We start from the raw sequence: 12,147 nt of genomic DNA, 5'->3' as shown, positions 1-12,147 counted from the left end.
TTTCTTAAGCAGGGCTTACAAAGCCTAAATTGAGTGATTTAAACGCAGCGACAAGGATTTATTTCTGTTTTCTCTTACGCATAAACCACATATATATCAAAGCACATATACACACAAAGCCAAGCACCACAACTACAATAAGACGCATTTTCGCCTTAATATCTTGCTGTGTAGAATCAAGCTCACCTCTGCCAAATGTATCCACAATTTCATTAATATCAATCCCACTAAAAGTATCGCCAAGCCAATATCCAAACCCCGTCAAAATACTCACCCAAATACCAGCCCCAATGAGTGTAAAAATGCTAAAACGCACTAGATTCATCTTAGCAAGTCCTGCAGGTAAAGAGATATAATGCCTTACAACAGGGATAAGCCGACCTATAAAAGTGCTAATCTCTCCATGCTTATTAAAAAATTTCTCTGTTGTAACAAGGCTTTTTTCTTTCATAAAAAAGTATTTTCCATATTTTATAACAAAGATTCTTCCTATTTTTATGGCTATAAAATAATTACATAATGCACCAGCAAGGCTACCAAAAGTCCCCGCAAGAATGGCTAATACAGGATTCATCTTACCCTCCCACACGAGATAACCAGCAGGTATCATCACCACTTCACTAGGCAGGGGCAGCACACTTGATTCTATCGCCATGAAAATAAAAATGCCAAAATATCCAAAAGATTCTATAATGTCAAGAATGGTGTGTATAATAGTATGTATCATTATCTCTCTTTGTGCAATCAAACTAAAAATTGCATTATATAGAAACATTTTGTATAATTGCAAATAGGCAAAAACTCTTAATTAAGGCAGGATATGAACGAACTCTTTCAAGGTGCAATAAAATTTTATGAAGAAGATTATAATAATGAAAAAGCCTTTTTTAAAAGTTTGCAGGAAAATAAACCACACACGCTTTTTATTACCTGTGTAGATTCTAGAATCGATCCAAACAGACTCACGCATTCAAAGCCCGGTGAGCTTTATGTTGTGCGAAATATTGGCAATTTAATACCGCCATTTAAAGATGAAAATAACGAGATGATGGAGGGCTATCTTGCTACCACTTCATCGATTGAATACTCTATTTGTAAGCTTAAAGTGAAAAATATTATTGTGTGTGGGCATAGTAATTGTGGGGCATGTGCGGCGGTCTATAACCACGATATGCTAAATGAAATGCCTTATGTAAAAAAATGGCTTGAGCTTTTAAACCCAACAATAGAAAAAGTTGAAACCATGCAACCAGAGAGTGAGCATAAACGCATTTGGCTCACAGAATTGCAAAATATCCAACAACAGCTTCATAATCTCTTAAGCTATCCATTTGTAGAAAAGCGTTTTAATCGTGGAGAATTGCAAATCTATGGTTGGTATTACAACATTATGAATGGACAGATTCTAAACTATAATCTCATCACACGCGAGTTTAAACCTATCGTTGGGGATAATACACTGAAAAGTGAATAAATAAATTTTGTTTGACATAATAGTTACTAATGCCGTGTAGATTATAAAGACTAGCGACCTAAATATAGAATCTTATACAGATTAGCCTTAATGTTCTTTCAAGGATATAGAATCTATCTATAAACGCAAAGTAATTTTTAGATATTGACTAGCTTTATTTTATAAATATTCAATATTCTGCCCAAGTTCAGAAACGCAAAATACACTTATCTCCCCCTATTTATCAAAAATAAATTATAATTTTAGATTCATTTGTAAAAGATTCCAAACATAAAAGGGAAAATATGATTACAACAAGATTTGCACCATCGCCAACAGGGCATTTACATATCGGTGGATTACGCACCGCATTATATAGCTATCTACACGCAAGAGCAAAAAATGGTAAATTTTTATTACGCATAGAAGATACAGACACAGAGAGAAATAGCAAGGAAGCACTTGATGGAATCTTAGAGGCATTTAAATGGGTGGGGTTAGAGTATGATAGTCCTATGCTTTTTCAAAGTGAGCGAACACAAATTTATCAGCAATACGCACAAAAGCTTTTAGATTCTAAACACGCCTATCATTGCTATCTCACAAAAGATGAGTTAGCGGCTATGCGGACACAAAATAAGGGGGCAAATCATGCAAATTGCAGTCGTAAATACAGGGATTTTATCGGTGAAGTCCCAAAGGATATAGCTCCTTGTGTGCGTATTAAAGCCCCGCTAGAGGGCGTTATTAGCTTTGAAGATGGTGTGAAAGGGAATATTAGCTTTCAAGCGAGTGAGTTAGATGACTTTGTGATTTTACGCAGTGATGGCACGCCGACTTATAATTTTGTCGTTGCTATTGATGATGCACTAAGCGGGATTACAGATATTATACGCGGTGATGATCATATCTCAAACACGCCAAAGCAACTACTTGTGTATAAGGCATTAGGCTTTGATATACCAAGATTCTATCATATCCCTATGATTTGTAACGAACAGGGTAAAAAACTAAGCAAAAGAGATGGGGCGTTATCTGTATTAGAATATAGAGATAGCGGGGTCTTGCCAGAGGCTTTGCTGAACTTCTTATTTAAGCTTGGGTATGGGCATGGTGATAAGGAAATCTTTAGTTTGCAAGAAATGATTGAGTGTTTTGATCCACACAGGATTAATAGCAATCCTTCAGGCTGTAACTTCTCAAAGCTATATTGGCTAAACGCAGAATACATTAAGGCAATGGATAATGAAAAGTTAATGCAATTGCTTAATGTGGAGATTCTAGAAACCCTACCCAATGAGAGAAAAAACATACTCTTAAACGAGTTAAAAACGCGTGTAAATGATCTTATAAGCATGAGAAATGCAATCGCACAAATCCTTAATACGCCTTTAACACTTGAGAGTGAAAACATGAATAAATCACAACAAGCAAGCTATGATAAAGCCTTGTATGATAAGCTATTCACACAAGATACTAAGGCGATTTTAGAACAAGCCTTAAGTCAATTTATAGATAAATTACAAAATGCAACACTAAATATAGATAGCACAAAATCTCTCATACAAGAACATGCAAATAATATTGCAAATACATTCGCAATAAAACCTAGCATATTTATGCAAGCCTTAAGACTTGGGCTTTTAGGACAAAAGGGTGGCATTGATTTGGGTGCATGTCTTTGCATTTTAGATAAAGATGAGAGTATTAAAAGAATACAGAATCTAATAAAGTTTGCAAAGCAAAATTAGGTGTATTTATTGTTTTGCTATAAAAATGCAATATTGCAATATAATGAAATCTTTATTATAATAACACAATTGCAATATCATTATTTAAGGAACAATATGACAACAATCACCCCCCCCCCCCCCATAGAGATGAAGAAACCTTTAAAGCACGATATATAGGACACAATGTATATCATTTTGGGGAATACTGCAAACACTTTAAATTCAAGCAAACAAAAGAACAAATAAAAAAAGAGCCAAAACGCATAATACATGCACTCTGCATGTATCTTGTGGGAAAAGCACGCAGAAGAAGTGAAGTATCAAGCAAATACTCATACATTAGCTTCAAACAGGTTAAAAAAGATATAAAACAGAATCCATCACAATTCTTTTCAACACTCTCTCAATATGTTGCATGGAAAAAGCATAAACTGGATAAAAAACTTGAAAATATCGCAATGAAATTTATCCGTTCATATTACAAAAAACGCGTAAAACTTGGCAAAGTAGATATACCATATATTGAGCTTGTATTAACTACAAAATGCACTTTGCGTTGTGAATCTTGCAATAATCTTATGCAATATTTTGATTCAAAAAATCAATACACTTGCACTTATGAGGGCATCAAGCAATCACTAGATAAGTTTTTTGCTGCCATAGATTCTATACATAGTGTTCGTATTATCGGTGGAGAGCCGCTATTGTTTAAAGATCTTGATAAAGTGATTACATATCTTGGACGAGAAAAGAAAGTAAGAAGTTTTAACATTGTTACAAATGGCACAAGAATCTTTAACGATAAATCCCTTGCTGCATTAAAGGATTGTCCTAATGCGATAGTTTGCATATCAGATTACAGCAGATCACCGAATCTAAAAGTCCCATTGAAGCAAGAAAGCCTTATAGATCAACTAAAAACCCATAAGATTCCATACTATGTAATTTGGACGGATAAGAACTCATCGTGGTGGAATCCGGGCAAAATCTATAAGAGAGGTCGCACAAATGAGGATATCATACGCAACTTTAAAGCCTGTATGATGCCTTGCGTTAGTCTCATGAGTAGTGAAGGCATAAGGCGTGATAGCACAAAAGAGACAATAGAATCTGAAACAAGCATTGCCCCAGATGGTGCTTTGTTTATATGTCCCATTGCAAGTTCTCTTTCTCGTCTTAAAGGTTTGAGAGAATTTCAAGGGGATTTTATCAATCTTTCAGATTCTAATCTTAGACAAAGGATTGTAGATTTTTACGCACAAGATTTTTTTAAAGCGTGTGATTACTGCCATGATATGTGGCTAGAAAAAGAACATATTCCAATCGCAGTGCAAACAGATTCTATATTAAAACTAGAGTCAGATAATACTTAGCATTGCAATGCGTAGAATCTCTTTTTAAAAATGAAACGATAGATTTTTCTATTTTTTCATAAAGCATAGAATATTGTAAAATAGAATCATCAATCAATCTTTACACCAAACACTCGTTTTGGGCTGCTTGCACCATCTAGCTTGATTAACATATCGCCTTTACCACTCAGTTTTTCAGCTCCACTTTCACCAAGTATCACTCTAGAGTTTTCTGCCTTAGCTACACATAAAGCTATGCGACTAGCACTATTTCGTAAATCGCTACTTAGATTTTTTGAATCTGGATTTTGCATACCAAGTATGATGTGAATCCCTGCTTGACGCACGATAAACATATTTTTTGCAAGTTTTTTCTCAATCTCTTTATTATCCCTAATCACAAAATTTAGCTCTTCAACAAAAACAATCTTATATGTCAAGTCAAGCGATTCTATATCACTTACTTTTGCTGTTACCATACGCTCATTTCGCTATTTCATCTCTTCTATCAAATCATCTAAAAACTCACACGCTTCTTCACTCTCTGTAATAAGCCTTATTTTATCGCCAAAGATTTGATAATCAATGCCTAGTTTTGGGTCTATCACCACAATTTCTGCTTTATTACTCAATAAAAGAGAATGTATTATGCTTTGCAATAATATCGTTTTTCCGCTACCTGTTTTCCCCGCGACAATTAAATGTGCTTCTTTTACTAAGTCAAAATAAAAGGGCTTTTTCTCTATGTCAAATCCCGCAAAAATAGGCAGTTTATATCCTTGCGATGGCAATAAAGAGAAAGCATTTTCAATCTCTATTTTGCTAGGATAGTTCCACTCAGAATCCTTTTTTTCTACTTCAATATGATAAGTCCTTGCTAAGCCCTTACAAGAAGTGATTTTCACATTAGATAATGTAGTCGTTTTATCAAGGTATTTTGCCTGTGTTTCAAAGCTTTGTATTTTAAGCGGGTCTTTTACCTCAACCTTGCAGATTCTATGTCTATAAGAATTTAGTGTTTCTAAATGTGTAAGGGTAATATTATGTTTCGTAAAATAGGATTCTATCTCTGCAAAAAGTGTAGAATCTTGTGTATTTGCAGAATCTGTGCCAGACTGCGTAAAGTCTTCTTTTTGTAAATGAAAGCCTAAATTATCCTTACACCATTGATAAAAGCAGTCATTATTTTTCCACGAGTGATATATCTCAAAAAGTCCCCTTTGTATATTTTTGCCAAGCAAGTTAATATAAGCCTTATCATCACTAAACAAGTCAGCCTTTAAATAATCGTGAAATTTCTCTGTAAGCAAAGCCCGATATAAAAGATCCATATCTTCATTTTCACCTTTATCTTTTCCTGTGAGTTGTTCTAAATGATATTCTTTCCCCCTGCTTCCATTTAATTGCCTCTCCTGCCAAAGAGTAGAATCTAGTGGCAAAGGTTTTAATCGCAACGCTAGGGCTATGGCTAAACGCAGGATAAGATATTTTGGAATCTCATTTTCAGACTCAAAGCCTAAGCCCTCTTTTATCACACGATAGATGAGATTCTCTTCAGTTTGATTTGTGTAAAAATCTGCCATATTCACTCCTAAAATAATTCACTAGAATCTTGCACACTTTTAATTTTTGCGTGTCCTCTATCTTCACTATTATCAATCTTATAAAGTCCAGCGATATAGGGCTTTGCATACTCATATTCTTTTAATCCCATTTCGCCATTATGTGGCAGGACTATCACTTGATGACCTTTAGCATAATAGTTTTGTATAATCCTTTGGCGATTTGTAGCATCAATCCTTGCAAGTGGCGTATCAATAATGAGTGGTATTGTAGAGTGGGATAGCTTACTTAGTGTCCAAAAGATAGCAATAGCTAGAATCTGCTTTTGTCCGCTACTCTGATTTGCTACGCTAATCTCATTACCATCAATATCTTTTAGTGTAATGTCAAAATCCTGCCCCATCTCCACAGATACAATATTATCATTTGGCAATAATGTCTTATAGCTTTCCTTTATGCCACGACACAGCTCTTCTCTTAGCGTTTCTATAAGCTGCTCTTTGTACTCTGTGATAATATGTTGTAAGGATTCTAAGATTTTAAGTTTTTTGTTAATTCGCTCTGTATTTATCCTTGCATAAAGCAGGGACTTTTCTTTCTCTAAAGATTCTATTTTGTTATTAAGCTCTAGCTTTCTTTGTTGCTCTTCTGCAAGTTCTTTATTTTTCTGTGCTAACTCCTCTTTATATGCCTTAATTTCTTCTTGCAAACTTTCTTGCTGGATTTTCTTATCTTCATCAATATTTAGTTCATTTAATATATCAACAATAGCTTTTATCTCTTTTTTCAAATCCTTTGCTTCATATATGTCTTTTATAAGTGTAGTATGTTTTGTGTAAGTGATGGAAGTCTCAATGTTATGGATTCTATTGTATGGGATATAGGATTTTGGGAGATTATCAGCATTTATTGTTTGTGGAATCTTATCTAAAATTTCAAGGACAAAATCATATAATCTCTCGATCTTATTCTCATCACTACCTACCTTTTTATGCTGTGCGATAATGTTTTTTAGTAAGTCCCCTTGTGCTTTTTTCACAATCCTATTATAACCACCTATATCATCATTACGCACAGATTCTTGCAAGGTTTGCATATATTGCTGAAGTGATTGTGTAAGCTCACTATTAGCTGTGCTTACAACATATTTTAAACTCTCTTTGAGATTATTTTTTGTTTTAGCAAGATTATTTTCAGCATTATCTTTATTGCTAATATGAAGTTTTCTTTCACTATCTGTATTTGCGATAAGTGTGTGCAGTGTAGTTTGGGCTTGTTCTATATTCTCTTGTAGTTCTTGTATCTTAGTGGATAAGGTATGAATGTATTTTTCTGTAACTTCTAAGTCGTATTGAGTATTCTATTAATTTAGCTGAAAATATATTCTAATTCATCAGCAAAACTAGCAATAGGCTTTAACTCTTTTATATTCAATGTCAGCTTAAGATTGACCTGATTGCCCGGATTCATCATTACAAGCTGTTTATCTTTGCCATTAACTTTAATATATTCTTTTCTTAAAGTATGATTGTAATAATAATCTTGTTTCTTATCCACAATGTAATAATGCGCACTCTCTGTTGTAATGCCTAGTAAAATAATATAGTTATAATTGTATTTTGGATTGATTCCATTAAATTGAAAAGTATTGTTATTTAAGCCTTTTCTTGCGGTTTTAATCTCCACTTTTTTACCACGAGAAAGCAGGTCAAACTCATCGTGGATAATTTCTTGTGGTAGTTCATCAAGTGGTAGATTCATAGCCTTAAACACCTCTTTAACAAATTTTTCACCAATCTGCCCTATGGCATTGCCCTCAAAATGCAAAATTTTCTCAAAAATTCCGCTTTTTTGCTTCTTTTGCACTTCGTTATATTTTTGCTCTATAAGTTGTAATAAAAGTTTTTCTAAGTCCATTAAAACCCCGATTCAGCTAAAAGTTGAAAAATATGTGATTTACCAATATGCCTACAACCATTTGTAGCAAGTGAGCTATACCTTATCCAATCTGCGTTCAAAAACAACTCATTAAGCTTTTCTTTTGGTGCATTGTCGTTATAAATAATCGCCACTCCACTTTTATACTTGACTTGTGAAAAATCTTTTACCACTGCATTTTCTTTAAAAAATGTGCTTGAGAGATAAAAATCTGCCTTTTTATTAAAAATCCATTCTTTGCCACACTCTCTATTTTTTGCTAAAGACACGGTTACTACCTTTAGAATATCACTAAAAGGTTCTTGCTTTTCTTTTTGAGCATACCAGCTAAATTCCTGCCTCTCACTTTTATAATCTTTACTCCAAATTTGAAAGCAACATTTTACATCTTTTTCCCTACCACTTTCAAGATAAAAAGAATTATGTGGCAAAGCTTCTTCGTGAAGTAAATGAAAATCTTTTATGCGGTAACGCACTGAGCCTTTACCCAAACTTTGAAAAAACATCGGCAATATAAAACACACAAAATCTGCATTTTTAGAATGCTTAATAAACTCTAAGGCTAACACTCCACGATGTCCAAAAGGTGGATTTCCTATCACAATAAGGGGCTTTTTAGGCAATTCAAATTGCAAATAATCGCCTTGTAAAATATCAAATTTACTTGCATTTATATCAATGCCGATTCTATTTTCAGGCAAAAGTGAGTAAAAACACCCATCACCAACGCTTGGTTCCAGCCAAGTGTATTTATCTAAATTTTCATACTTTGCTATGATTTTTTTGCTCTTTTCAAAAAGCATTTTGGCAACTTCTGGCTTTGTGAAATACTCATCAAAATGATTATTGAGATTTTTTCTCATCACGCCACCATTGACATAATGCAGGGTCATCTGTGTCCTTTAATAAAAATTCCCATATTCTACTATAAAATTTATTATTACAATATAACATTATGAAGCAATCAACGACAATAAATTTCATTTGCTAAGGGGTGCATAAGTCATTGTATTTGGAAAATCATCGTGTTTTGAGAAGCCTTGATTGTTTAGAATCCGCTTTTGCATAGACTTTTTTCTATTTGTAGATTCTTGCTCTCTTGTGCCTAAAACAAGCAGGGCAGAACCAGCCTGTTTTGTTATATTCGCTACTTCTATTCTGCTTGGCGTGATTTTTAATCTATCCGTGCACCAGCGAAATGTCCTTGTGGGACTTGGATAGCCTTTGCCGATAAGATTTACCCAAAAGTCATCTTGCAAACTTGGCGAGACTTGCAAAATGCTAAATGGAATATCATTATTTTTTGCGTGAGTGTTTATAGAATCTAGCACATTATGTAAGAATGTATCAATATGTGGGGCTTCTACAAGCGTATTTGAGGCGATAGCATAGCTTTGCCTTTGTAAATACTTTGGCAAACTTACAAGCATTTCATAAAATAACTGCAAAATACAAGTGGAATCTTTCCCACCACTAAAAGCGATAATCCACGCACGAGTCGTGCTTAAAACTGCCTTTTTAACTCATCTTTTGTTTGTGTGATAATATCATTTAGCGGCGTTTCTTTTGTATGTTTATTCGCTGTATTCTCAACAAAGCTAAACCCAAAGTCATATAGCTCCATAACCCCAGATTCTAAGTAATACACTTCTTTAAAGGGATAGTGTGTATTCTCTAATAACGCTAGAGAAAGCTTTGCAAATTCCTTTGCCTTCTTGGCTGAAAAGCAGAGAAATAAAAGCGGCTTACTAATGGGGGGGGGGGATAAGTTAAAATTGTTAGTTGTATTAGAATCTTGTAGATTAAAATTTTCTTGAATAAAGATAGAGATAGAATCTTTTGTCGCTAAGTTTATAGAATCTTTTAAATGTGCGACATTATAAGTAGTAGTCGCTCTTGTATCAATGAGAGTGAAAGTAGCATATTGCTTTGCAAAAGATTCTATATTTAAAGCTAATATATCCAAACTTCACACTCCATACACTAAAAAATACTCAATCAAAAACTTCTCTTGCAAAAATATTGGCATTATAGCAAGAATATTTACATACGATACAATATTTTGCAGCTTTTATGTAAGAATTAAATAAAGCAATAATTGTGTAATTTGGTTGAAAAATAGAAGTATTGTTTTGGGCTTCAAAATAACATGACATTTTTTACACAATGCAGACTTGCTTAGAATTCTTGCATACATAATAATAATATGGAATCTTAGTGATACACTTATGACAAAAGAATGGGTTATTCTATCTATTGCGACTATCTGCAATAATGTCTCTCTCTGATAAAATCGGTTTTGTTGTGGGCCAATTAATGTCTATTTTCTCATCATTCCATGCGTATGTAAATTGATCTTGTGCATCTAGGTATTCCCCATCATAGGCAAGTTTATAATAATAAACTGCATGATTTGAACTTACATAATATGAATTTCCCATATTTGGCGGTATTAAAATAATTTGTTGATTGTTTTCATTAATGATAAACTTTTCCCACTTAAGATAGGTTTGTGAATCTTTCCTGCAATCTACCACAACTTGATGCACTTCGCCATACACGCAGGTAACTAGCTTATATGTTTTCACATCCCCATGTATGCCACGCAAAACATTATGGCATGAAGTAATGATCTTATCATGTTTGAATCTTATATTATTTGGTATTAATTTGCCTATATGTTCTTCTGTAAAAATACTCCAAATCTCACCGCGTAAATCTCTAAATTTATTTGGTGTAATAATATATACGCCTTGCAAAAGTTTAGATTCTGCTATGTCAAATTCTATTGCCATTTTATGCACTCCTTGCAAAGCGAAGTGCTGGATTAAAATGCCTATTGTTTATAGAATCATTAGCAAAAGAATGTTTGATATAGGAATTTAAAGGGTTAGTTACCCCCCCCCCCCCGTCTATCACTGCTTTTAACAAATGCAAGGAATCTGTAATATCTACTTGATGATTCCCCACAAAAAAGCCATTATTATGCAAGTGTTTTGCATTTTTTAAAGAACCATGTATCTCATAGTCAAAATGGCTTAACACTTCATTTTGTGTAAAATCACCCGCTACAATGGGTCGATACTCGATATTGTTTTTATCTAATTGTTTCAATATATTCTCTCGTTTTATCATAGAATCTGGGCGAATAATCAAAGAGAAGCCAAACCAAGAGCTAAGTCCAATTTGCTTTTGAATGATAAAATCGGGGTGATTTTGAAAGTATTTGCAAAAAAGTTCTGCATTTTTTCTTCTATATTCTAAAAAAGTGGGAAGCTTTTTTAACTGCATAATGCCGATAGCCCCACTCATCTCAACTGGTCGCACATTATATCCGGGCAAAACAAAGCGAAAAGATTCATGAAACCAACTATCGCTTTTTGGTGCCACTAAATTATCTTTTGGTAGATTCCTAGTCCAACCATGTGCTCTCAAACAAAGCAGAATGTGGTACAACTCTTCGTTATCAGTAACTACAAAGCCACCCTCCATAGTCGCTATATGGTGTGAAAAAAATGTAGAAAATGTCCCCATAACACCAAAAGTACCAGCCTGCTTGCCTTTATATTCTGCACCCATTGATTCACAATTATCTTCCAATAAGATAATATCTCTACCGGCTATAATAGCCCGTATTCTATCAAAGTCATTTGGATTACCTAGTAGATTAACGCACATAATCATTCTTGTAGAATCTGTGATTGCATCTTGCAAGGATTGTAAATCATAATTAAGCGTTTCTAAATCAATATCTACAAACCTTAATTTTAAACCATATTGGTAAAGAGGATAATATGTTGTACTCCAAGATACAGCAGGGACAATGACTTCATCACCTCTTTTTAATTTATTGTGCTTTGTGTAGAACAAAGCTGCAGTTGCTATTAAATTAGCAGTTGAACCAGAACTTGTCATCACAGCATATTTAGATCCTACAAACTTTGCAAAATCTTTTTCACATTCGCTTACCTTTTTGCCCATAGTAAATATATCATTATCAATAACTTCTTGAATTGCCTGTAACTCTTGCCTATCCCAAGTAGATGATGCTAATGGATAACCTTTTAATGGATATTTTGTCATGCTTTTCCTTTCTTAAAATATAGGT

General features: G+C 33.9%; 13 protein-coding genes. 3 read left to right on the top strand and 10 right to left on the bottom strand.

The annotated features are described in order from the left end of the window. Window positions 1–58 precede the first annotated feature (58 nt). On the bottom strand, window positions 59–727 hold the full coding sequence (locus tag C6H08_RS08005; RefSeq protein WP_034579384.1) for a DedA family protein: 669 nt from the start codon (window positions 725–727) through the stop codon (window positions 59–61). Window positions 728–820: 93 nt separating this feature from the next. On the opposite strand from C6H08_RS08005, the gene C6H08_RS08000 reads away from it, so the two are divergent. The 3 genes from C6H08_RS08000 (at window position 821) to C6H08_RS07990 (ending at window position 4,559) form a co-directional block, all read left to right on the top strand. Then, a complete protein-coding gene (locus C6H08_RS08000) occupies window positions 821–1,474 on the top strand; it encodes a carbonic anhydrase (RefSeq protein WP_034564987.1) in 654 nt (217 codons plus the stop codon). A gap of 284 nt (window positions 1,475–1,758) precedes the next feature. Continuing rightward, window positions 1,759–3,204: a glutamate--tRNA ligase gene (gene gltX / locus C6H08_RS07995; RefSeq protein ID WP_034564989.1), complete on the top strand. Its 1,446-nt coding sequence runs from the start codon at window positions 1,759–1,761 to the stop codon at window positions 3,202–3,204. Between the two features lie 263 nt (window positions 3,205–3,467). Beyond that, window positions 3,468–4,559, top strand: a complete 1,092-nt coding sequence (locus C6H08_RS07990; protein WP_104686165.1) for a radical SAM protein — start codon at window positions 3,468–3,470, stop codon at window positions 4,557–4,559. Window positions 4,560–4,648: 89 nt separating this feature from the next. Here the strand turns inward: C6H08_RS07990 and C6H08_RS12045 are convergent, their stop codons facing one another. From C6H08_RS12045 to C6H08_RS07955, 9 genes are all read right to left on the bottom strand, one after another. After that, a complete protein-coding gene (locus C6H08_RS12045; protein WP_233708540.1) occupies window positions 4,649–5,017 on the bottom strand; it encodes a hypothetical protein in 369 nt (122 codons plus the stop codon). A 12-nt stretch (window positions 5,018–5,029) separates the two neighbouring features. Beyond that, complete coding sequence (locus C6H08_RS07985; protein ID WP_233708539.1) at window positions 5,030–6,121, bottom strand: FtsK/SpoIIIE domain-containing protein; 1,092 nt, start codon at window positions 6,119–6,121, stop codon at window positions 5,030–5,032. 8 nt (window positions 6,122–6,129) lie between these two features. After that, window positions 6,130–7,197 (bottom strand): AAA family ATPase, encoded by a 1,068-nt coding sequence (locus C6H08_RS07980; RefSeq protein WP_233708538.1) that lies wholly within the window; start codon window positions 7,195–7,197, stop codon window positions 6,130–6,132. 272 nt (window positions 7,198–7,469) lie between these two features. Next, window positions 7,470–8,018, bottom strand: coding sequence for a hypothetical protein (locus tag C6H08_RS07975; RefSeq protein ID WP_034579780.1), 549 nt, complete (start codon window positions 8,016–8,018; stop codon window positions 7,470–7,472). After that, window positions 8,018–8,932 (bottom strand): restriction endonuclease, encoded by a 915-nt coding sequence (locus C6H08_RS07970; protein WP_034579779.1) that lies wholly within the window; start codon window positions 8,930–8,932, stop codon window positions 8,018–8,020. Before C6H08_RS07970 ends, C6H08_RS07975 begins: the two co-directional genes overlap by 1 nt. Window positions 8,933–9,019: 87 nt before the next feature. Beyond that, entirely contained in the window at window positions 9,020–9,487 is a 468-nt protein-coding gene (locus C6H08_RS12040) for an adenine nucleotide alpha hydrolase family protein (RefSeq protein WP_233708537.1), read from the bottom strand. Window positions 9,488–9,543: 56 nt separating this feature from the next. Continuing rightward, window positions 9,544–10,005 carry a rhodanese-like domain-containing protein gene (locus tag C6H08_RS12035; RefSeq protein WP_034579778.1) on the bottom strand — a complete coding sequence of 154 codons (462 nt, stop codon included), beginning with the start codon at window positions 10,003–10,005 and terminating at the stop codon, window positions 9,544–9,546. 283 nt (window positions 10,006–10,288) lie between these two features. Next, window positions 10,289–10,834 (bottom strand): dTDP-4-dehydrorhamnose 3,5-epimerase family protein, encoded by a 546-nt coding sequence (locus tag C6H08_RS07960; protein WP_034563162.1) that lies wholly within the window; start codon window positions 10,832–10,834, stop codon window positions 10,289–10,291. 1 nt (window position 10,835) lies between these two features. Then, window positions 10,836–12,122 (bottom strand): DegT/DnrJ/EryC1/StrS family aminotransferase, encoded by a 1,287-nt coding sequence (locus C6H08_RS07955; protein WP_104686164.1) that lies wholly within the window; start codon window positions 12,120–12,122, stop codon window positions 10,836–10,838. Window positions 12,123–12,147: the final 25 nt, after the last annotated feature.

It is taken from the genome of Helicobacter bilis (genome assembly GCF_900198365.1).
In the GTDB taxonomy this organism is placed as follows: domain Bacteria; phylum Campylobacterota; class Campylobacteria; order Campylobacterales; family Helicobacteraceae; genus Helicobacter_A; species Helicobacter_A bilis_B.
Note: the sequence above shows the minus strand (reverse complement) of the source record. Positions and strands in the feature narration are given on the sequence as shown.

Excerpts from the sequence above, each read along its gene's own strand:
- C6H08_RS08005 (WP_034579384.1), bottom strand. The coding sequence starts at position 727 with ATGATACATACTATTATACACACCATTCTTGACATTATAGAATCTTTT.
- C6H08_RS08000 (WP_034564987.1), top strand. The coding sequence starts at position 821 with ATGAACGAACTCTTTCAAGGTGCAATAAAATTTTATGAAGAAGATTAT.
- gltX (WP_034564989.1), top strand. The coding sequence starts at position 1,759 with ATGATTACAACAAGATTTGCACCATCGCCAACAGGGCATTTACATATC.
- C6H08_RS07990 (WP_104686165.1), top strand. The coding sequence starts at position 3,468 with ATGTATCTTGTGGGAAAAGCACGCAGAAGAAGTGAAGTATCAAGCAAA.
- C6H08_RS12045 (WP_233708540.1), bottom strand. The coding sequence starts at position 5,017 with ATGGTAACAGCAAAAGTAAGTGATATAGAATCGCTTGACTTGACATAT.
- C6H08_RS07985 (WP_233708539.1), bottom strand. The coding sequence starts at position 6,121 with ATGGCAGATTTTTACACAAATCAAACTGAAGAGAATCTCATCTATCGT.
- C6H08_RS07980 (WP_233708538.1), bottom strand. The coding sequence starts at position 7,197 with ATGCAAACCTTGCAAGAATCTGTGCGTAATGATGATATAGGTGGTTAT.
- C6H08_RS07975 (WP_034579780.1), bottom strand. The coding sequence starts at position 8,018 with ATGGACTTAGAAAAACTTTTATTACAACTTATAGAGCAAAAATATAAC.
- C6H08_RS07970 (WP_034579779.1), bottom strand. The coding sequence starts at position 8,932 with ATGACCCTGCATTATGTCAATGGTGGCGTGATGAGAAAAAATCTCAAT.
- C6H08_RS07960 (WP_034563162.1), bottom strand. The coding sequence starts at position 10,834 with ATGGCAATAGAATTTGACATAGCAGAATCTAAACTTTTGCAAGGCGTA.
- C6H08_RS07955 (WP_104686164.1), bottom strand. The coding sequence starts at position 12,122 with ATGACAAAATATCCATTAAAAGGTTATCCATTAGCATCATCTACTTGG.